Origin of the sequence: Anabaena azotica FACHB-119, assembly GCF_014697625.1 — a bacterium.
GTDB lineage: Bacteria > Cyanobacteriota > Cyanobacteriia > Cyanobacteriales > Nostocaceae > Trichormus > Trichormus azoticus_A.
Window position 1 is genome coordinate 80,546 of record NZ_JACJSG010000011.1, and the last position, 22,775, is coordinate 103,320.

The window sequence follows — 22,775 nt, forward strand, 5'->3', positions numbered from 1 at the left end:
GGGTTATGTTAAGTATTAATGCAAGACATCACTCATGCGTTTGAGTAGATGGGCTATCAGCATCAAGGACGCATTCCCCACACTCAAGATAATTACTCCGACTACACCAATCATCCAATCATCGCGCAAGACGGATACGACTAAAATCATGATTGATGCCTTGGTGCTAATACTGGCAAATGCCAACATTTTCTGCCAGATATTCTCGTCCTGCCATGCCTCGTAGATGGGTATGAGCAGCGCTAAAATCATTACTATCATTACCACATTCAGATTCATCGATTTGTTAGGGGCTAGGGTTAGGGGCTAGGGGTTAGGGGCTAGGGGTGATTTTGGCATCCTCTCCCAACTTGCCCTAGCGATATGATAGTTATTTACTGGAAAGTCTTTTATCTTGGAAGGCAGGAGGCAGAGGGCAGGAGGCAGGATAAAAACTGCTCTGGAGCCTCCTGCCGCGACCGGAGGAAGCAAGGGTTTAAGACCCCACCGTTAGACGGCGCTTACAATTGGGAGGGGTCTTTTTCCTATCCCAATTGTTCCTTCTGCCTCCTGCCTCCTGCCTCCTTCAATCTGGGAGGTTTTGTCGCGCTGGTCTTCTGCGGGTAACTCGGTGGACTTCATACACCCCATCCTCGCGGTATCTGACGACAACTGTCTTGGGGGTAAAGGTAATCACGAATATATCCAAAAATATCAGCCCTGGTGTACGTCCAGGTTTGACTTGCTCTAGGGTGATCTCTTCGTGCTGGTGTGGGCGGAAGATAATTTCAAATGCTTCTATGTATGCTTGGGGAATTGCTACTATCGTCTCCCAGAGTATACGCAGCCAATCTTTGAGTGATTCTGGGGTTCTGGGACGACCGGGTAATAAAAAGGCGATCGCTACCCCAATAATGATGTTTGCCAAACTGAAATCTGCCGTCAGCAGAAACCAAATAGTCAGTCGTAAAATGAGATTTAAATGCCCAACCATGCTAACCCCTTCCAGAACAACAGGACTAAAATCAAACTCATCACACCAATCAGATGGTCGAATTGCTCAAGCACACGGGGTAGCTTGAAAATTGTGCGTTTAAAAATTAGCAAGTATGCTACCCACCCTATAGCGATGGTTACTAGGGGTTTGATGATGTTCTCGACGGTGTACGCCTCATAATATACCACGTTGGCAATAATTAACCCAGCAATTAACACGCTATTCGCCGCCCAGAATCCGGCTTTGACTGCGGTTTTACCTCCACGAGGTAGGAAGATGAATTTGGCGAAGGATATTGCTGTTCCCAAGGCGGCAATATTCATAGCGATCGCTTGCCAAGGTAGCAGATTCTTGGTTGTCAACACCTTGGCCCCGAAGCCTGATAATAAGGGAAAGCCAGAAATTGAGAAGCTAGCTATCACCAAGGCAATCCAAACCGATGTCCCGATTGGTTGGTTTTGCAGTTCCTTGAAGTTGCGACTCGGTAAAGCCCCGGCTATTAAAAACAGGGCTGATTTAACTAGTCCGTGGGTAAGGGCATAAAAACCACCGACAATTGGGGCTGCAAGGATAAAGCCTAATTGCGAAACTGTGTGAAACGCCAGCATCCGCTTAGTGTCTTTTTCAAACACTGCATAGAACACTCCCAAAAGCGCCGTCCCAACTCCGAAGGTTCTTACTATCGGGTCAATCTCTGGAACCATCAGCGCACATCGCACTAAGGGATAGACACCAGCTTTCACCACAACCCCCGACAGCATAGCCGACACTGGCGTTTCCGATTCGGAGTGAGTTAGGGGCAACCATAAGCCTGATACAAAAATTCCGCCTTTTGTCAATAGCCCTACAAAAATCAGGGCTAGGGCTTCTGGAGGTGCAACCCGCAAACCTTCAAAACTAAATGAATTATGGGCTTGATACACTAAGGCCGCACCAACCAGATAAAAAAGCATTGCCACGTTGCTAATAAACAAATAACGTAAGGCAACCCAAATCGAGCGGTCAGTTCGGGGGTAGGCAATTAAGAGAAATGCAGCAATTCCGCTTACTTCTAAGGCTACATATAAACTAATCAAATCCGAACAGGCAAAGGCGGCATTGACACTGCCATGTAGAATTATCGCCTGTCCGTAAAAAAAAGCTGTTTTATCGCTGTACCAACAGTAGAGGATCACTGCCGCAGTGACTAGCCCATTGGTCAAGATAAAGTAGCTTGTCAACTGGTCGAGTGTTAAGATAACGCCGAAATTATCTAGTAACTTGAGTGTCAGTGTTGATTTTTGGGCAAATAGCAGCGCCGCATAGCCCACTGAAGCCAAAGCTACGCACATTGCTATATATTTGTCAAGTCTGGGCAATAGATAAATGACAAACCCTAAAAAAAACGGTAGTGCAATCCAGGCGATCGTAATGTTATTCATGGCGTATTGTTTTTCTCGATTTCGTTACTCTCTAAGGTCGGATTATCCCGTGCTAGCTTCATCACACCGACCAGCATTAAAGCTTGAATTGAAAATCCGATCACAATCGCCGTTAAGATAACCGCCTGGGGAACCGGATCAGCATAAGCGGCTTTTTTGGCTTGGGAAATAATTGGTGTGACCAAGCCATTACGCGATGCAATCATCACATAATAGGCGATAACCCCCGTACTCATCACATCCATAGAGACGATTTTCATCACGAGGTTCTTTTTCCAGATGATGCCAAAAAATCCGCACAATATTGTTGCTAATACGCACGCTTCTAACACGGGAATTGCCTATTGGTAAAGTTTAGCTGATCAACTAAGGTAAATCTGAGATAAATGTCGCTATGAATAAGCATTCTCGCTTATTTGTGCATATTTTTTTTTCAGTTATTATCTCATTTTCAATGGACAACCATTGATTTAAATCTATATGTGCCTGATAATTTCAATTAATTTACATAAGTGCGGAGTGGGGGGACAGTAATAGCAGATGAGTAGTAGCCAGTAGTGGCGTGGCAAGGCTAAAATGTTGCATTATTCTTTTCTTGTGGGATGGGCATCCTGCCCGTCCGGTGCGGGCAAGATGCCCACACCACAAGAGTTATATTTATGCAATATTTTAGTCTAGACAAGCCAGTAGGGTGCGTTAAAGCAGCGCTTAACGCACCCTATTTGGTGGTGCGTTACGGCTAATTCCTCATTTCGCCAACGCTCAAATCCTTACACAGCCGTAACACACCCTACTTATATATTTACTACTGATTATTTACTTTATAAATGACTAATGACTAATGAAAAAAGGCTGACAAATCACCATGAGATGGGAAGAATATTTGTTAGTACTGTAATGTACAAGCTTGAGTCCAGCCTGTTCGATTTCTTGTATAAGTTCTGGTATTGTAAACTTGTGATGTCTCCAAATAGTAATTTCTTCCCCCGCAGCTATTTCGATATTTTTCTCTATTCCTAAATAATCGAAATCTATCTTGCATCTATGGCGAAATCTGATGTTGGCAACTATACTATCCGTTGCTAAGTCATACTTTCTGATCAGTTCACAATCTTCATTTTTCAACCCCAGATTATTTGTTAGCCATCTATAAACTTGGTCTACATGATACTTACAACCGCCTCTGGCTATGCCATCCCATTGAGAATTAGAACCAATCTCATTGGTGAATACCAACAAATCATTTTTATCCATGCTGTCTCTCAAGTTTTTGAACACTTGATTTCTGTGGCAATGATTGGCTATTGTGACTCCTAAGTGTAAAAATATATTAGCTGTATTTTCAGCTTCACTTTTTAAAACACTCTTAAATATGGCTGTATTTTCTATATCCAGTCTATAATGATTAAAAGGCAGATTGGGGAACCATTTTTTTATATTATTGCTAGATACTTTCAGTAAATCATCACTAATATCTATTGCTGTATATTTATTAATCTTCTTTAGCTTGACCAGTCTGTTAATAAATGCTTTAACAGGATAGGAGTTACCTGCACCCACATCTATAATATTAAGTTTTTCGCATTTTTGATAGTTGCCATTAAGATATGCAAAATTATTTTTCAATAATTCTATTTCTACATTTGATGTACGATACCATGTAGGAACGATATATTTAAGATAAAATTTATCCCAAATGTTGGCTCCGCCTCCTTTGTAAGAATATTTTAGCGGGATTTCACGTCTGGATTCTAAAGCGTGGATTATATCTAAAATTTCTACTTCCGGGAAAACAGCATAGAACTCAGAACTTGGCTTGGCTAGGTGAAAAATGGGATTTGCGCTTGCAGATTGAATTTGGGAATTACTAGGCAAATTTTGAGCCATTAAGGTCGTGATTTGTTGGATAAAACTATTGTTGCTTTAAAGATTATCTCATCTTTATGTCACGGACTAAAAGGAAATATATTTTTAGAGACAGGTAGATTTGATAAGATTTAATTCAATACATATACTCAAGCTATTTGAGAGTATGTCTGAAGTTAAGTAATTATCTAGTGTAAGACAATGTTGTATGAATAATACATTAGCTAAAAAAAAGAAACTATTAATTAATTGCAGGACTTATGCAAGTGTCACAATTGGTGGTTGGTGCGTGACGCTACAATTCTCATGACTACGTTCAAATATTATCGCTCCTCACACACCCTACAGAAAAAATATGCCAGTTGCGTAAGTCCTAAATTGTTCACCCGAATGGGTGAATGCGATCGCAGCATCTCGGATTAATCTGAAATAAGAGGTAGTAGAGATCCTATTCCGAGTCAGAGCAATAGCATCTATGCTCAGTAAAAACTGTGAAAATAACTATGATTATTTTTCAAGATAACTTATTTGCTGGCAGATCCAAGGGACACAGAGTGGATGAAATCGTAGAACCACAGCCTCAACAACAGCATATTAGGGACTCACAAGCTACTGAAGCACAATATCAAGCTATTTTAAATGCTATTCCTGATCCTATATTTCGCATCAGTCGTGATGGTCATTTTCTTCCCTTGAGCAAACAAGCCCCAGATACGGCTTGTTCGGGGAAAGGATTGATTGGTAAAAATCTCTACAATATTTTACCAACTGATGTTGCTACCCTGATGAGTGAAATCATTCTCAAAACCTTAGATACAGGAATTTTACAAGCTTGTGAATATCAGTTATCAACGCCTTTGGGAATCCAAGATTATGAAGCACGCTTGGTAGTTAGTGGCTTGGATGAAGTTTTAGTTATGGTTCGAGATATTACAGAACGTAAACAAACAGAAATTGCTTTACGCAACCTGGCGCAAAAGTTTTCTACAGCTTTTAATTGTAGTCCTGATCCCATCAGCATCAGCACTCTCAAAGAGGGACGCTACATCGAAGTTAATGATAGTTTTGTCAAGCTTTCAGGCTATGAGCGAGATGAAGTTATTGATCGTACTACCTGGGAGTTAAATATTTGGGTGAATGAAGGCGATCGCACCAAATTATTACAAGAATTACAAACACAAGGTTTGGTGCGCGATCGCCAAATCCGATTGCGCTGTAAATCAGGTAAAATAATTACAGTGCAGGTTTCTGCCGAAGTGATTGAGTTGGATGGCATTCCGCACATTTTAGCAGTCACTCATGATATCACCGAACGTCAACAGACAGAAGCTAAATTGCTTCAAGCAGCACAGCAACAAGCAGAACTTTACCAAAAACTGACTGATTTAAACGCCAACTTAGAGCATCAGGTACAAGAACGCACCGCCCAATTAGAGCAGAAAATGCAGGAACTAGCCCAAATGCAACAGATAAAAAACGTTGTGTTGCACACTGTGGCTCATGATTTACGTACTTCCGTGATTGGTAACTTAATGGTATTGGAGAATTTAGGAATGGGGAGTAGGGGAGATGAGAAGCAATCCCCAGTACCCAATCCCCAATCCCTGATTTCTGTTCCTCGGTCAATTATCGATCGCATGATTCAAGGTAACAAGCGGCAAATGGTCATGCTAGATTCCTTGTTAGAAATCCATTCATGTCAAGAACAAGGATTAAAACTGCATTGTCAGCTAGTTCCCTTTGGCGGAATGTTGGAAACAGCGATCGCAGGCTTACAACCACTGTTGAACGAAAATCAGGCGACTTTCACAAACTTGCTTCCCCAGGATTTACCATTAGTAATGGCGGATCAGGAGCGGTTAGAGAAAGTATTGATTAATTTGTTTACTTATAGTTTGCACCAAAATCCCCCTGGACTAAACTTTACACTCAAAGCCACAGTAGAAGATGGGATGATTCGCACATATATTCAAGATAACGGTGTGACAATGAGTCAAGCAGATTGCGATCGCCTCTTCGATTTAGAAATCCGTGATCCTCAATCTCCCTGTTCCACTGCAATTTGCCTCAGAATGTATCTATGTCGGCAAATTATTCAAGCACACGGCGGTCAAATCGCCGCTACCAATCATCCCCAGCAAGGTTTAACCTTTTGGTTTACACTCCCTTTTAGTAGTTATAGCAGGGGATAGGTAACAGGGGACAGGTGATAGGGTCAAAAGCCACTTGCTACAAGGATTTGATGATTCATCCATGTCCTAATCTATGTGGCTACTGCTATACCTTCAAGGCATTAACTTTACAGCACTTTTCATTTATCTACTGTAAACTGCAAAGCGCTAAACCGCCAAGTCAAAACTATAGCTGCACTAGCTAAACCAATTGCCAAACCCCACCAAAAACCAATTGCTCCATAGTTTAACAATATGCCCAAACCATAACCAGTAGATAAACCAATAACCCAGTAAGCAAAAATACCAATTAACATAGGAACTCGCGTATCTTTTAACCCTCGTAATGCTCCAACGGCTGTGACTTGCACCCCATCAACAATTTGAAAAATTGCAGCCACTACCAGCAATTTGACTGCTAAGTTAACTACATCTTCGTTAATGGGATTGTTGATATCGAGGTAAAGAGCAACAACTGACTTTGGTATTAACCAAAATATTATCCCTGCAATAGCCATAGACAAAGCGCCTAAGCTAATCCCCGCGTATCCAGCCACACGAACACCAGCTAAATCTTGCTCTCCGGCTAATTGTCCAACACGTACAGTTGTGGCTAAAGAAATACCCACAGCAAGTTGAAAGGATAGAGAAGCTGTCTGTAAGGCAATTTGATGAGCTGCTAAGGGTATAGTTCCTAATTGTCCTAATATAAATGTGACCACTGTGAACAGTCCAGCCTCCACAGCAACTAGTCCACCAATAGGCAATCCCACATGAAAAATCTGCCAAAAAATGCGGCGATTTTCTTGAGTAAAAGTGTCTGAAAATGAAGTGTGAAAGATGCGGTAAATGGTAAATTGACGTTGGTTATATGTATAAATTGCTAAAGCGATAAACATACTCCATAAAGACAATGTACTCGCCCAACCAATCCCGGCTAATCCTAAAGCGGGTAGCCCTAGTTTGCCAAACATGAAAATATAATTAGCTGTGATGTTAATTAAAGTACCTAACACTACAGTGATAATAATTAATTGCGGTTGAGACACAGCTGAGAGAAAACTTTTCAGAACAGCAAAGCCCAAACCAGCAATAAAACCAGGTGCGATCGCTCTTAAATAAGTTTGTGCTAATGCTGCTATGGCGGCATTTTGACCTAATAGTAGTAGTAAAGTGCCTCCATTCCAGAGTACCACTACAATTGGTATTCCTAACAGCAAACATACCCCCAATCCTTGCCTGACAATTTTACCCACTTGTTCAGGGTTTCCAGAACCATGTGCTTGGGCTGCTAAAGGACTAACAGCAGAAACAATACCTGTAGAAATTAAAAGTAAAAAAGTAAACATTGCTGCACCCAAGCCTCCAGATGCAATAGTTTGGCTTCCCAACCAACCCATCATTACAGTATCCACAAAGCCAGTTGCTGATTGTGCAAGTTGTGCAGATGCTAAAGGAACAGCCAACAGGAGACATTGTTTAACTTCAAATATCCATCTATCTTTATTAGTCATGTTATTTTTGACATCAAAGGGCAGAAACAAGACATCATCAAACTAACTGTAGGGTGCGTCAGCCCCAATAATTTCGTACAAATGCAAGGATTTTCCACATCTGACGCACCCTACCCCAAGTACCAGTTGCGTAAGTCCTGACTACAAAATTACAGCATTAAGCGTAAAAAATTCTCTACAAGAGGCGTTAAAGTATTTTGTTGCCAGATCACAGCAGTTTCTATTACAGGTACTTCATCTAATAGAGGACGATAAACAACACCAGACCTTTGCAGATTCTGTAAAGAAGATGGTGTAATTGCTATACCCATTTCCGCCGATACTAGTGCAATAATTGTTTGCATTTGAATCGCCTCCTGAGTAATGTGAGGTTGGATATTTCTCTGCTGAAAAAGACTCATGATGCGATCGTAAAGTCCCGGCGCTAGATAGCGGGGAAACATAATCAAAGGTTCGCTGAGGATATCTTGGACGTATATATGTTCTGTTTGCGCCAATGAATGAGTTGAAGGCAAAGCTACAACTAAAGTTTGCCTGTCAATACACTGATAAGATATTGTGTCATCTTCCAAAGGTGGATGAGCAAAACCTACATGAATTAGAGAATCTTTGATTGCTTGTTCCTGTTGACTTGTAGTTAACTCCCTTAACACTAATTCTACTTGGGGAAATTGCTCACGAAATTGCCGCAAAATCAACGGTAATAGGTCGTATATGACCAAACTAGTAAATCCTATTCTCAATTGACCTGTTTGACCTTTGCCAATTCTTTGGGTGAGTGCGACTGCTGTTTCTAGTTGCGCTAATAGTTGATAAGCCTCTTGTAAAAAAACCTTACCAGCTTCGGTTAGCTGTACTTGTCGCTTAGTTTTGCGATGAAAAAGTTGCACTTCTAGTTCTAATTCTAGCTGCTGAATTTGTTGGCTGAGAGGCGGTTGAGCTATGTGCAGTCTTTCTGCGGCTTTAGTGAAATGTAGTTCCTCCGCTACAGCAATAAAGTAACGCAGATGTCGTATTTCCATAGTTATGATATTTTATAAGTCTCAATTTTAAATAAATATATATTGGACATCTCAAAAAAGTCTACCTATCATACTTGTAAAGAGGTTTGACTTTTCATATCATGTGGAAAAGCTGACGCTAAACCTAACCCCTAATAGGAAAGAGGGACAGATCAAAGGTTTGGAGAGGTTTTTCCCATACTGTGAAAAGTCAGTTACAGAGATTGACTCAAGGCGACAGTAATAGGTGAAGAACAATGTCAGATAATTTCCGAAGTAAGGTTGTCACTCAAGGGGTACAGCGATCGCCTAATCGGGCTATGCTAAGGGCGGTTGGTTTTCAGGATGCAGATTTTACCAAAGCCATTGTCGGTGTTGCCAATGGTTACAGCACGATAACCCCCTGTAATATGGGGATAAATCAACTAGCCCAAAGAGCAGAAGCAGGTATAAAAAATGCTGGGGCAATGCCGCAATTATTCGGCACAATTACGATTAGTGATGGAATTTCGATGGGGACGGAGGGGATGAAATATTCCCTAGTATCACGAGAAGTAATTGCTGACTCGATAGAAACCGCTTGTAATGGGCAAAGTATGGATGGTGTAATTGCCATCGGTGGCTGTGATAAAAATATGCCAGGGGCCATGATTGCGATCGCCCGGATGAATATCCCCGCAATCTTCGTTTACGGTGGTACAATCAAACCCGGACATTACAATGGTAAAGACTTAACCGTTGTCAGTTCCTTCGAGGCTGTCGGTGAATATAGTGCCGGGAAAATAAATGAAGATGAACTATTAGCCGTGGAACGTCGTGCTTGTCCGGGTGCAGGTTCCTGTGGTGGAATGTACACAGCAAACACCATGTCAAGTGCCTTTGAAGCGATGGGGATGAGTTTACCCTATTCTTCCACAATGGCAGCAGAAGACGATGAAAAGGCTGATAGTACCGAAGAATCAGCTAAGGTATTGGTAGAAGCAATTCGCCATCAACTATTACCCAGACAGATTATCACCCGTAAATCTATAGAGAATGCCATATCTGTAATTATGGCGGTGGGTGGTTCCACAAATGCCGTGTTACATTTTTTGGCGATCGCTCGTGCGGCGGGTGTAGAATTAAATCTAGATGACTTTGAAACTATTCGTGGTCGTATACCCGTTTTATGTGATTTGAAACCCAGTGGTAGATACGTCGCCACAGACCTACACAAAGCCGGGGGTATTCCCCAAGTGATGAAGATGCTACTGCTGCATGGTTTACTTCACGGTGATTGTATCACCATCACAGGTAAAACCATCGCCGAAACTTTAGCAGATGTCCCCGATGAACCATCACCCGACCAAGATGTGATACGTCCTTGGAATAACCCCATGTACGCCCAAGGTCACTTAGCCATCCTCAGAGGTAATTTAGCTACAGAAGGTGCTGTAGCCAAAATTACTGGGGTGAAAAAGCCCGTAATTACAGGCCCAGCAAGGGTATTTGATTCCGAGGAAGAATGCTTAGATGCCATCTTGGCAGGTAAGATTAAAGCAGGTGATGTGATAGTCATCCGCTACGAAGGCCCCAAAGGCGGCCCTGGGATGCGGGAAATGTTAGCACCCACCTCAGCAATTATTGGTGCAGGTTTAGGTGATGCAGTCGGCTTAATTACGGATGGACGTTTTTCCGGTGGTACTTATGGGATGGTAGTCGGACACGTCGCCCCGGAAGCTGCTGTTGGTGGTAACATTGCCCTTGTCGAAGAAGGTGATAGCATCACGATTGACGCTAATTCTCGCTTGTTACAGTTAAACATCTCTGACGCAGAATTAGCCAGTCGTCGTGCTAACTGGACACCCCGTCCACCTCGTTACACTCAAGGTATACTGGCAAAATATGCTAAGTTAGTTTCCTCAAGTAGTGTTGGTGCTGTTACAGATTTAGACTTATTCAATGAATAATTCAGGACTTACACAACTAGCACAATTGTAGGGTGCGTCAGATGAGGAAAATTCCTTAATTTGTCCGAAATTATTGGGTCTGACGCTACTAGCGTAACCGGACTAAATTTGTGCATTAGCCAACAATATATAATCTGATCATCTGCGTTCATCTGCGTACCCTTCGGGTTCGCGGTAGCGTTGCGTAGCAAAGGCTTCTCTACGAGACGCTACCGCGAACGCCAACATCTGCGTTCAATTTTCTCTAAATCTAATGCAATATTTTAGCCCGGTCGCGCTACTACTACAATGCAACAAGTTCTTTCTTGATAGCTGGTAACTCAATTTTACGTTGTGGTAGCATTTTGGCATAGCGGTTAGTTAGAAAACGGTTGAGTTTTCTATCCAACTTTTTTAACAATCTTTTTAATGGTTTATTTTCATTCCCAAAGCTGACTTGACGCACAAGAGGTTTAATAATTGTCGCTACTCGTCTGACACCCAATTTTTTATATTTGGTTTGGAAGTAACCATCCTCAGATAAATTCCATTTTTCTCGGATGCGTTGTAAACTTGCCAATGTCCAAGCATCACTCCAACGCAACATATAAAAGTGTAAATCACTCCACTCTAGAGGAGGGCCTGGAACATAGGTAACTAAACTATCAGGCTCAAAGTATATTTTACCTCCCACTTGCTTCACAGTCATACAAAAATCAAGGTGTTCTTTGGTGTTGAGCATTTGTTCATCTAAATAGCCAATACGCTCAAATATTTCGGTGCGAACTAGGGTACAGTGAAATTCTGCTAATTCTGTTTGAATGCGTTGGAGTTGTGGACGCAAATTTACGACTTGATGACCTTGTTTGTACATTTTCTCACGTAAATGTCGCCTGCCATGAACATCAATGACGATGTGGCTTTCTCCACCTGCAAAGTGTATTGTTTGATGTATTGGTTTTTTCTCGCACATGAGAGGCCCGACTACGGTTGCTCCTGTTTCTTCTGCACAGTTAACTAATGCTTCTAACCAACCTGGAGACACTATAACATCGTTATCAAGGAAGACTAAATATTTAGTATCAACATCACTCAAACCAATATTACGTGCATGGTTAGGAGAAAGATAATAATCTGTGCGAATTAATTTAAAGTTTTTTTCTGCGGCTTTTGCTTTTAGATAGCGACGCACTTTAGTTGGTGAATTACCATCAACATAAATTAATTTGAAAGGTAATTTTGTATGTTCGTAAATGCTTTCTAGAGATTCTTGTGTACAGCTAAAACGTTCACGGGGGACAACAATGATTGTAATTATTGGTTCTAACATTTTTCTACATCCTCTTAATTGGTTGCTGTCATGAGTTGGTTTTTAAATCAGTTATCAGTTATCAGTTCTGACGGCGGATGGTGTAGTGTTTCAACAACGTATTTAAGTACGGGCGGGTTTAGCAGATATATCTGTTTTTCCCATGAATTTCTGTAAGGGCGGGTTTAACTGACATATTTGTTTTCCTCATGAATTTTTTACTGAACCCGCCCCTACCCGCCCCTACTTACTGTTCACTGTTAAAACTTGTTGATAAATGGCTACTAATTCATCATTAAGCTTGTGCATATCATATTTTTCTTCCACCCGCGCACGTCCAGCTTTACCCATTTTTACCCATAGTTGGGGATGTTCTATAAGGTAGGTTAATTTGCTGGCGATCGCCTGCGTATCTCTCTCTGGTACTAAAAACCCGGAAACCCCATCTTCGACTAATTCAGGAATTCCCCCATGTCTGGTACTAATAACAGGTAAACCCATCGCCATAGCTTCTTTTAATGTATTCACTGGTGCATCTTGATTACCATCTTTTCCGGTGACACTAGGCGCAACAAAAATATGGCATTTATCCAAGATTTCTACAATCTCTTTTTGCTGTTTCCATCCCAACAATTTCACCACATCGTTAAGATTTAAATCAGCAATTAGCTTTTGCAAATGTTGTTTCAGTTCACCATCACCGATAATATTATATTCGATATGAGGATGAGTTGGTATTACTTGAGCGATCGCCAGAATTACATATTCAATTCCCTTCTTTTCTACCAAGCGTCCAGTAGTAGCAATACGGACTATATTATCTTCAGGAAAATGACGTTCTTGAAAGGTGAAATTTTGACAATCAATTCCTGAACCATGCACATGAATTTTATTTGCGTCGCAACCTAAAGCAACTGCTTTATCTTTAAAAAATTCGCAATTAGCTAAAAAGAAATCTGTTTCTAAGAATAATTCTTGATAAACTTTCTTACCCCATTTTGGTAAAAACTTACTAATATCTGAACCGCGAAAGGTGGAAATTAATTTACCCTCAATTAAACCAAGCTGACGAAACCACAAGCCAAACACACCTAAAGTACTAAATTGACAATGGATAATGTCATAGGATTTCTTTTGTAAAAATGGTAATGCTCGATAGAGCATTTTTAATGATTTTGCTTGACTAACGTAACGTGAACTATTGAGTAATTGCAAACAAACGGCGGGGTTTTTGTAAAAATTTGCTATTAGTAAACTCAAACCTTTAATCCATCGCCATAGCTCATTTTCTGGTCGAGAATGAGCGTAAATTGTGCGATTAATTAATTGATATTGTACGACTAAGGGATGCACTTTAGATGTATCTTGAGGTATACCATCAAGTGAGTAGATATCAACCTCATGACCGCGTTCGATGACACCCACAATTTGATTTAAAATAAACGGTTCTGATAAGACAGGAAAATGTGCAACCAAAAATGCTACCTTCATATTTTAAATGTAAGTTAGTTCTTTTGATGATTCGTCAGGAATGATTTTTAATTCTGGTTGTAATATTTGCTGATAAATGGCTACTAATTCATCATTCAGCTTGTGCATATCGTATTTTTCTTCCACCCGCGCACGTCCAGCTTTACCCATTTTTTCCCACAGTTGGGGATGTTCTATAAGATAGGTTAATTTGCAGGCGATCGCCTCCATATCTCTCTCTGGTACTAAAAACCCGGAAACCCCATCTTCGACTAATTCAGGAATACCCCCATGTCTGGTACTAATAACAGGTAAACCCATCGCCATAGCTTCTTTTAATGTATTCACTGGTGCATCTTGATTACCATCAGCAGCAGTTACACTAGGAGCAATAAAAATGTGAGTATTATTAAGAATTTCCACAATTTCTTTCTGCTGTTTCCATCCCAATAATTTGACAATGTGAGCAACATTTAATTCTTTAATTAGATTTTCCAAATACCCTTTTAACTCACCATCGCCAATAATTTTATATTCAATATTTGGATAACTTGCGGCTATTTTAGCAACTGCACGAATAGCATATTCAATGCCTTTCTTTTCTACCAAACGCCCTGTAGTAGCAATCTGCACCTGACCATCAACAGGGAAATATCGAGGTTTAAAAGTGAATTTACTGCAATCTAAACCAGAACCGTGAATTACAAGTTTATCAGGATTACAACCTAAATTAATGGCGCGATCGCCAAAAAATTGACAATTCGCCAAGAAAAACTCTCCTTCCCGAAAGAGTTGGTCATAAACATTGATGCCATTTTCTTGGACATACTTACTAATATCAATACCGCGAAATGTCGTAATTAATTTACCGGAAATTATCCCAGCTTCACGATAAGCAAGAGCAATAGGCGCTAACGTACCGAATTGACAATGGATAATATCATAATCCCCATCTTGTAGTAAAGCTACAATTCTGTAGAACGTTTTTAAAGTAGCGACTTCCTTACCATATTTATGAGAAGTAAAAAATCTGAGACTTTTTAAAGAACCCTGATGAATATTCTTTAATAGTAATCCCATCCCTTGCAAAAAACGCCAAACAATATTTGTAGGTACAACTGGAGGAAAATAAGTACGTTCCCATAGCTTATATTCTTCTACAACTGGATGCACTTTCCCGGTATAACCCTTTGGTAAACCATTAACCGGATGAATATGCACCTCATGTCCACGGTCAATCAAACCCGTAATTTGATTTAAAATAAACGCTTCTGATAAAATAGGAAAACGCCAAACAATAAAAGCTATCTTCATTTCTCCAACCTCCTTATACCAAATTGATATGAAGCTGCATAGAATAATATGTCGAGGATATTGAACGCGGATGCAAGCTGAGAGAAGTCTGAGCGGCGGAAGCCGCCGCTCAGAACTTCGGTGTAAACGCAGATAAATTAATTGATTTTATAATTATGTGCAACATCATATAAAATTGGTATTATCCCTCTGTGTTAAAAAAATACTCTCCTCTTTCTCTTCCTTCCTCAACACATTCAAATGATAATTTAAATTCATCACCTCTAATTGCCCAGACCCTAATAAACCATCTGCAAAATTAACTATACTAATCCCACAATTTGATTGTTGAAAACAATGATAATATTCAGGACTTATCCCCAAAGCAGTGCTAATTAGCGCCCGATTTGTTCCTCCATGTGCAATTACCAGCAAAGTTTGACCTATATGCAGTGGTAACACTTCTTGCCAAAATTCTTGTACTCGTTTATATAAATCAAGCGCCGGATAAAATCTAGTTTGATTATCTATTTCCATCCAAAATTCATGAGGACGCTGTTTCCAAATTTGATACAATTCTGGAAACGTTTCCCGCACATATTCAAAAGCTAAACCTTCCCAACTAGGAAGATGATTTTCCCGCAATTTATCGCTAGTAAAAATGGCGTTTGACTGCACAGTAATTACTTCTAAAATTTCCTTAGCGGTTTCCTGCGCCCGTTTTAAAGAACTAATATATACAGCATCAAATGCTATTTCCTGAAGAAAATTGCCCGTAATTCGCGCATCCTTGCGTCCCACTTCGGTTAATACTGATTCATCACAGCAGCCTTGATACAAACCCAAGGCATTAAATGTACTCTGTCCGTGACGGAGGAGAATGACGCGAGTTCCTTGTCCTGACTCAAGCTTCAACTGCATAGATATCTCCTGCTTCTATATCTACAACGCTTTGCATCCGGTATAAAGTGGCGTAGTGACCACCTAGACAGATTAATTCTCGATGTGTACCTTGTTCTAAAATCCTTCCACCTTCAACATAGAGAATCATATCTGCGTTCTCTACTGCTTTGAGGTTGTGGGAAATCACAAAGGTTGTGCGTCCCTGGGTTAATTTTGCCAATGCAGAGTTGACGATATATTCGCTTTTTTTATCTAAACCTGTGGTGGGTTCATCGAGGATAACTATTGGTGCTTGACGAATTGCTGCACGAGCGATCGCAATTCTTTGTCTTTGTCCTCCTGAGATTGTACCACCGCGATCGCCCAAAATCGTATCATAGCCTTGGGGCAATTTCATAATAAATTCGTGAGCATTAGCCAGGCGTGCGGCTTTTTCCACTTCTTTATCAGTAGCGCCCAATTTCCCATAGGCAATGTTCTCTTTGACACTAACAGCAAATAACACACTATCTTGCAAAACTACGCTAATTTGCTGCCGTAGCGATTGTACAGTATATTCACGGATATCTTGACCATCAATTAAAATTCGACCGCTTTCGGGGTCGTAAAGCCGTAATATCAAACTGAGCAAAGTTGATTTACCGCTACCGGAAGGCCCTACCAACGCCACTTGTTGTCCCGGTTGGACTATAAAGCTAATATCTTTGATAATTTCTTCGCTGCTGTCGTAGCCAAAAGCCACATTTTCAAACCGAACTGCACCAAAAAAAGGATGTGCTGGTTTTACCCCTGGTAAATCTTTGACATTTGGTTCATAGTCGAGAACTTCCACCACCCTTTCCCCGGAAGCTGTCGCTTTAGCAATTTGTCCGACTTGGTTGGAAAGTCTCCGCATCGGTTCAAAAGCATTTTTCAGATATGTCATAAACACCAACAGTTCCCCTGGAGTGAGTTCTTTATGCAACACCGCATGAGAACCACGCCACAACACCACAGCAACAATAATCGCCATTAAAATTTGTACAGTTCTCTCCAATGCTGCGGATAGCCTAATAGATTCAATCGCCTCATCTAAACTTTTTTGATTTTGTGCTGAAAACACATTGTGCAGCATTTCTTGAAGAGATAAAACTTGCACTATTTTAATTGCACCAATAGTTTCACCTGTTGTTGCAGCTAGAACACCTTCAGAATCACGATGTTTTTTAGCAAACTTCCGAATACGGCTGATCATATTACTTGTTAGCAACATTAATAAGGGAAAAATCGCCATTACTAGCAACGCCAATTCCCAATTTAGCCATAACATAATTGCCAACATTCCCAGCATTGAGAATATGTTAGTTAATAAAGGTAAAGCTGTTTTTACCGCCACAGTCCGCATCTTTTCAATATCGGCGGTGACGCGAGTTATTAAATCACCACTTTTAGATTTTTGGTGAAAGGATAGAGAAAGATGTTGTAAATGATTAAAAACATTACGGCGTACCTCTGACAGTATCCGCACTACAGCCAAAGACATTCCGTAGGTGCTAAGATATGCAGCGATGCTACCTAACCCAGATATAACAACAATTGCCACAGCCGACAAAGTTAATAATAAAACTGGATGAAAACCGTGGGTGTTAGGAATATTTGCTGAGTTATTATGAGCAGGTATGAGGATATGGTCAAAAACATATTTTAAAGGCCAAGGTTCCAGCAAACGTAAGCTAGTCTCAAATAAAAGTGCTAAAAATGAACAGATTATCAAGACTTTTTGCTGATGAATATAAGGCGAAAATTTGCTGAAAATTCGTAATAATCCCGGAATAACTCCCTTTAATTCCTTTTCCTTGACACGCTGTCCCATTAATTACTCCTTTTATTTTCTCCGCCTCTGTGTTATTGGTAATTAGAAAATTGCCTTGTGAGATAAATAATTTTTCAAAACAAAAGATGTGGTCTCTGCACCATGCAAATCAAATTTACACTTACGCCAAGATTGATTTTTATTTAAACCAGATATAATCTTTTGTACCAAGTGAGATGCTGTGAGATTTTGCGGGAGAATATAATCAACAAGTCCTAAACTTTCTAATTTTTGAGTTCTCACTAACTGTTCCTGATCTTGCTTTTCATGACCTACAGGCACAACAATTGCCCGCACACCTGTACTCAAGATATTCATGATAGTGTTATAACCACTTAAGCTTAAAGCAATATCTGCTGTTTTCATATATTCCAGCAATTGTAAGGTATATGTTTCAATTTGAATATTGCTGCGATCGCCTAGCCTACCGTCTGCTAATTGTCTTAATTGTCGCACCTTGTCTTCCGGCATAAAAGGCCCAGTAAATATTTTGATAAAATGTGGTATTTCCTTTGCTAAAATTGGGCTGGCTTTGATCACAGTTTCCAGAAGTTCATATCCGATTCTTCCTCCACCCACACTGACTAAAATTTTCGCAGTTTCTGTGACATCACCCCATAATGGGCTGGCATCATTAGCATAGTTTTTTGGTGATTGAGTGACAAATCCAGTATAAATAATTTCACTTTTAATATCTTTATGTCTAGTAAAGCTTTCAGAAAATTGTTGAAAATTGGAGTCAGCATGAAACAACAGCAAATCAAAATAACGATTCATTAAATTACAAATAATTTCCTCTTCTTCCGGCTCACTCTCCTTACCAATTACATCACGTAAACTGCAAACAATCTTGGTAGTCGGACTTGTATTTTTAATATGCTCAACAAAAGGAATTAATTCAAAAAATAGCTTATGTCTACCAAAAGGAAAAAATTCAGTAATTAAACAATCAGGTTTAATTTTATCAAATTCACTAATCAAGAGATTTTTTCTAATTTCCTTAACATCTTCCACACTTTGGTTATCACCAACCGTAAATTTTCCCTCCTCTAACCATAGTGCAGGTAATCTAATTAATTCTACCTGTGATGGCATTTCAAAGCCTGCTATCTCTGGGCCACCGTTAATAAAATAAACCTGAAAATCTTTAACTAAATTTCGTACTATTTCTGTGCTTCTAACTAAATGCCCCATACCGCTCAGGTACTGGCAGTAAAACATAATTTTTTTCATTTCTTATTTGCTAACAACTAAGCTTGCTAATTGAATATTTTTTTGAAGATGACATTTATATCTGGTTTGATTTAACAAAGTGAAAATATATTTTTTGATATTATCCAAACCATCCATATTTAAAAAATTTTGGTTTAACTGAGGATGCGTTAGCTGATTAACCAGATATTTTTGAAATTCTTTTTGACAGACAATCTCTGGATTAATTACTTTAAAAAATCCTAATTTATCCATTTTTTCAGCCCGGATTAATTGCTCTTTTGATGGTTGATATCGGGGAATAATTACAGCCGGCTTATTTGCAGATAAGATTTCGCAAACCGTATTATAACCAGCCATTGAAACTATTGCATCTGAGACTTGTATATAACTCATTAAATCATCGGTAAATTCCTTAACTTTAACTTGAGGGTTATTGCTAGCGGCTTGATGAACAAGTTGCTTTTGCTTGATAGGCATTTCTGGGCCATAAATAATTAAACTTTTACAGCAAATTGATTTGGGTAACAATTGAATTGCCGAAAGATACATATCAACTAATTCGTAACCATCTTCACCGCCGCCGGGAGTAACTAAAATCAAACGTTCATTGGTTGATAGTTGCAATTCTTCTCTAATCACATCAGGTGATTTTAACCCTGATTTACGACTTATATAACCGCAGTAACGAGATTTTTGCGCGAGAATAGGCGAAAATTGATATTCACTAACAGTATCAAAAACTTCTGGCGTACCAACTATTAAAATTTGATGGTATACTTTTTCTAATATTGTGTAATAGTTCTTTTTTCTCCACTCATTGATAGTTACTTCTGGAGAATCGAGAATATCCCGCAGTAAAAGAACTAGCTTAGTTTGGGGAAGTTTTTCAGCTAAATAATCAATGGTATCAGCTAATTCGTTTTTAAGTCCGTATGGTTTTTTATCAACAAGAAATAAATCTGGTTGAAAGTTAATAGCGGTTGAGAGAATTAATTGCGATCGCAATCTCACCGTCTCTTCAATGTCCATCCCCAGATACTTTACCTCAACTTCGCCGCTTGAGCCTCTGTTCAGGCAAGGAAGTTTGATGTAATCTAAACCCTTGGGTAAACGAAACCCTTGTAACATGGGTGAACCTGAAAGTAATAAAATTGACAATTCAGGAATTTCGCTCCGTAGATGTTCGCAAATAGCCAACATTCTTCGGATGTTACCAAGTCCATATGCGTCGTGGGAATATACCAGCAGTCGCATAAGCATTACCAATTAAGTTGGAACAGGTGTAATATGTCAGAAACATCCGTTTGATGTTCTTCTATTAACCATATAATTGCTGATTTAGATGAGTTCTTTATGAAAGTTGCATGAGAAATTTCTCATCTTATATCATGTCCGCTTAATCACTTATCATATCTTCGGGGTTGGTAATTGGTAATTGGTAATTGCTAATGGTAGAAAACAATTAGCTATTAGCTATTACCCATTACCGACCAAAACAACCATATTATAAGTAATTAGCCGAACTTGATATTATATAGCAATAGCCAAGACAGTTAGGACATGAGGAAATGAAAAAACTTAGACAGCCAAAGACTTTTAACTCTGTCCCCTGTCCCCTGTCCCCTGCTATATCAGTTATCAGTAGGACTTACGCAAGTGTCATAATCAAACTAACTGTAGGGTGCGTCAGCCTCAATAATTTCGTACATATTTAAGGATTTTTCACATCTGACGCACCCTACCCCAAGTGTCAGTTGCGTATGTCCTGATCAGTTATCAGTCAGCCAGGGTAAGTTTTTAATATAGCAGTGAGTAAGGACTGTACCCTACACCTGTCAGCACCTCCAACCGTCCCTTACCAAGGAGGAGAAACAAAGCATCGCTTTGGCGGGGTGGGTTTCAGAGGTTTTAGAGGCTAAAAACCCTTCTCCTCTGTTTTTGAGATGCTTCCCGATGCGGTAATGTCAATCTAATTTGCAAACTCCAAAAACTTGTCAGTGAATTTACTGTTGCCTTTCAACAAAATTCTCCAGTTAATTCAGGGATTAAGTGAATTTTCTCATATCTTTTGCTTATTTATTATGTTACATAATATTCAAGAGATTTTGCATTTAATTTGGCAAAATTTTTTATAAACAATAAAATATCTTTTCAAAGATAGAATCATCTTTATAAGACTTTAACTTATTTATCTTTCAACTAAATGTTAATTCAATCTACCATTTATTCGATAGCGTCAAGTTACCAGATATGGTAAATCAAAAAACAGAACCAGATGTTTATATTGGAAAAGTTTTAAACAATCGCTATTTAATAATAGACTTGATTGGCAAAGGCGGTATGGGGCGAGTTTATTTAGCAGAAGATACTGCTAAAAACCGTCAAGTCGCCTTGAAGATTCTCATATTAAATTTAGTAAATCAACAGGTATCGCAACGCTTTGCTAGAGAAATTTTTATTGGCGCTCAATTAGGACGTAAAAGTAAAAATATTGTGCGCGTCTTAAGCTATGGTGTAACGGATGAAAAAACTCCTTTTTATGTAATGGAGTACCTGGAAGGAAAAAATTTAAAACAAATATTAAAAAAGCATCCGTTAACAATAGATAAATTTTTAGATATTTGTTATCAAGTTTGTTTGGGTTTACAATGCGCCCACCAGGGTATTATTCTTAAAGGCGAAGTGTATCCGGTTGTACATAGGGATATTAAACCAGAAAATATATTTATTACTAATAATAGTAAACAAAGCGAGAATGTCAAAATTTTAGATTTTGGTATTGCCAAGTTTTTAACAGAACGTAGTGGGATGACACTTACCGATTCTTTCATCGGTAGTTTACCTTATTGTTCACCAGAACATATGGAAGGGCGTAAGCTATTAGATATTCGCTCTGATATTTATAGTTTAGGTGTGTTGATGTTTGAAATGTTAACTGCAAAACATCCATTTCAAACAGAAAGTAACTCCTTTGGAAATTGGTATCAAGCTCATCGTTTCCAAGTACCTCCTACCTTTGCTGAAGTAGATAGCCAGTTGCAAATCCCCTCACAATTGCAAGATTTAATCATGAGTTGCTTGGCAAAAGAAGTAGGCGATCGCCCACAAAATGCTCAAGAAATAATCCAAGTATTAGGACAAGTTAAACAAAAAATAGAAAATGCTAATTCTAGCAGTGATGATATTGGAAAAAACATTCCTGAATTTCAATTAGTACCCATAACTTCTCTTACAGAAAAAGAATGTTTACAAAAAACTTGGCCGAAAAATAAACCAGTAAAACAGATTGGTTTTCCCCATCTCCTCCCCACTACTCAAGGGATAATACCAACCTTTTGGGCAATGTTACCAAAACAGGAAATATCTCAATTTTTATCTAAAAACCATCGAATTGAATTTATTAGTCAAATGGAAGTTTACCCAATGATACTATGGGTTACGGTACTACATGATGTTGAATTATCCCTCATCAGATGGTTATCTTATTTCATAGATTTACAAGAAAGTAGAGGTCAAAGTATTGTCCGATTTTTAGCAGATACTGGATATTATCATCTCCTATTCTTTGCCCTAGAAGAGCCGAATAATTGCCCTCAAGTTATTACTTTAACTCTCACTGCTCAACAACGTCAACAACTGATAGATTGGATGACAACCAATCAAAATATCGAACCCAATGAAATAGTTACTACTTCACAAGCTAAAAATATACTCAAAACAGAATATGAAGAAATTAGACTAGAAATCATGCGTAATTTAACAGCCAATAAACCACAGGAACAGGTAGAAATCAAAAGTTGGTTTGCTAAATTAATTGATCAAGTATTACACATTTTTAAACATAATCAATAATCGG

17 protein-coding genes are annotated in these 22,775 nt (G+C 39.2%); 3 read left to right on the plus strand and 14 right to left on the minus strand.

Translation table 11 applies throughout. The features are described 5' to 3' along the window. Nucleotides 1–15 precede the first annotated feature (15 nt). The 5 genes from H6G83_RS10020 to H6G83_RS10040 all read right to left on the minus strand — a co-directional run bounded on the left by H6G83_RS10020 (nt 16) and on the right by H6G83_RS10040 (nt 4,284). Nucleotides 16–279, minus strand: a complete 264-nt coding sequence (locus H6G83_RS10020; RefSeq protein ID WP_190470723.1) for a hypothetical protein — start codon at nt 277–279, stop codon at nt 16–18. A 286-nt stretch (nt 280–565) separates the two neighbouring features. Further along, entirely contained in the window at nt 566–973 is a 408-nt protein-coding gene (locus H6G83_RS10025) for a Na+/H+ antiporter subunit E (protein ID WP_190470726.1), read from the minus strand. Further along, nucleotides 958–2,397 carry a cation:proton antiporter gene (locus H6G83_RS10030; RefSeq protein ID WP_190470729.1) on the minus strand — a complete coding sequence of 480 codons (1,440 nt, stop codon included), beginning with the start codon at nt 2,395–2,397 and terminating at the stop codon, nt 958–960. Before H6G83_RS10030 ends, H6G83_RS10025 begins: the two co-directional genes overlap by 16 nt. Further along, the gene (locus tag H6G83_RS10035; RefSeq protein ID WP_190470732.1) at nt 2,394–2,729 is read right to left on the minus strand and encodes a cation:proton antiporter subunit C; all 336 of its coding nucleotides are present in this window, start codon (nt 2,727–2,729) and stop codon (nt 2,394–2,396) included. The genes H6G83_RS10030 and H6G83_RS10035 overlap by 4 nt, the downstream gene beginning before the upstream one ends. 499 nt (nt 2,730–3,228) lie before the next feature. Next, nucleotides 3,229–4,284: an L-histidine N(alpha)-methyltransferase gene (locus H6G83_RS10040; protein WP_190470734.1), complete on the minus strand. Its 1,056-nt coding sequence runs from the start codon at nt 4,282–4,284 to the stop codon at nt 3,229–3,231. A 482-nt stretch (nt 4,285–4,766) separates the two neighbouring features. Here H6G83_RS10040 and H6G83_RS10045 point away from each other — a divergent pair, with 482 nt between their 5' ends. Further along, nucleotides 4,767–6,455, plus strand: coding sequence for a PAS domain-containing sensor histidine kinase (locus tag H6G83_RS10045; RefSeq protein WP_190470739.1), 1,689 nt, complete (start codon nt 4,767–4,769; stop codon nt 6,453–6,455). Between the two features lie 119 nt (nt 6,456–6,574). Here H6G83_RS10045 and H6G83_RS10050 read toward each other — a convergent pair whose 3' ends face one another. Continuing rightward, nucleotides 6,575–7,948 carry an MATE family efflux transporter gene (locus H6G83_RS10050; RefSeq protein WP_190470741.1) on the minus strand — a complete coding sequence of 458 codons (1,374 nt, stop codon included), beginning with the start codon at nt 7,946–7,948 and terminating at the stop codon, nt 6,575–6,577. A gap of 149 nt (nt 7,949–8,097) precedes the next feature. Further along, nucleotides 8,098–8,970, minus strand: a complete 873-nt coding sequence (locus tag H6G83_RS10055) for a LysR family transcriptional regulator (RefSeq protein WP_190470743.1) — start codon at nt 8,968–8,970, stop codon at nt 8,098–8,100. A 236-nt stretch (nt 8,971–9,206) separates the two neighbouring features. On the opposite strand from H6G83_RS10055, the gene ilvD reads away from it, so the two are divergent. Beyond that, on the plus strand, nt 9,207–10,898 hold the full coding sequence (ilvD, locus tag H6G83_RS10060) for a dihydroxy-acid dehydratase (RefSeq protein ID WP_190470748.1): 1,692 nt from the start codon (nt 9,207–9,209) through the stop codon (nt 10,896–10,898). Between the two features lie 283 nt (nt 10,899–11,181). Here ilvD and H6G83_RS10065 read toward each other — a convergent pair whose 3' ends face one another. The 7 genes from H6G83_RS10065 to H6G83_RS10095 all read right to left on the minus strand — a co-directional run bounded on the left by H6G83_RS10065 (nt 11,182) and on the right by H6G83_RS10095 (nt 20,173). Beyond that, nucleotides 11,182–12,207, minus strand: a complete 1,026-nt coding sequence (locus tag H6G83_RS10065) for a glycosyltransferase family 2 protein (protein WP_190470750.1) — start codon at nt 12,205–12,207, stop codon at nt 11,182–11,184. Between the two features lie 222 nt (nt 12,208–12,429). Further along, a complete protein-coding gene (locus H6G83_RS10070) occupies nt 12,430–13,677 on the minus strand; it encodes a glycosyltransferase (RefSeq protein ID WP_190470752.1) in 1,248 nt (415 codons plus the stop codon). A 3-nt stretch (nt 13,678–13,680) separates the two neighbouring features. Next, nucleotides 13,681–14,970 carry a colanic acid biosynthesis glycosyltransferase WcaL gene (locus H6G83_RS10075; RefSeq protein WP_190470755.1) on the minus strand — a complete coding sequence of 430 codons (1,290 nt, stop codon included), beginning with the start codon at nt 14,968–14,970 and terminating at the stop codon, nt 13,681–13,683. 165 nt (nt 14,971–15,135) lie between these two features. Continuing rightward, on the minus strand, nt 15,136–15,870 hold the full coding sequence (locus H6G83_RS10080; RefSeq protein ID WP_190470759.1) for a histidine phosphatase family protein: 735 nt from the start codon (nt 15,868–15,870) through the stop codon (nt 15,136–15,138). Beyond that, a complete protein-coding gene (locus H6G83_RS10085; RefSeq protein ID WP_190470762.1) occupies nt 15,854–17,704 on the minus strand; it encodes an ABC transporter ATP-binding protein in 1,851 nt (616 codons plus the stop codon). Before H6G83_RS10085 ends, H6G83_RS10080 begins: the two co-directional genes overlap by 17 nt. Before the next feature lie 42 nt (nt 17,705–17,746). Continuing rightward, nucleotides 17,747–18,925 carry a glycosyltransferase family protein gene (locus H6G83_RS10090; protein ID WP_242044518.1) on the minus strand — a complete coding sequence of 393 codons (1,179 nt, stop codon included), beginning with the start codon at nt 18,923–18,925 and terminating at the stop codon, nt 17,747–17,749. Between the two features lie 15 nt (nt 18,926–18,940). Then, complete coding sequence (locus H6G83_RS10095) at nt 18,941–20,173, minus strand: glycosyltransferase family protein (RefSeq protein ID WP_190470768.1); 1,233 nt, start codon at nt 20,171–20,173, stop codon at nt 18,941–18,943. 996 nt (nt 20,174–21,169) lie between these two features. Here H6G83_RS10095 and H6G83_RS10100 point away from each other — a divergent pair. Then, nucleotides 21,170–22,771 (plus strand): serine/threonine protein kinase, encoded by a 1,602-nt coding sequence (locus tag H6G83_RS10100; protein ID WP_190470772.1) that lies wholly within the window; start codon nt 21,170–21,172, stop codon nt 22,769–22,771. Nucleotides 22,772–22,775 lie beyond the last annotated feature (4 nt).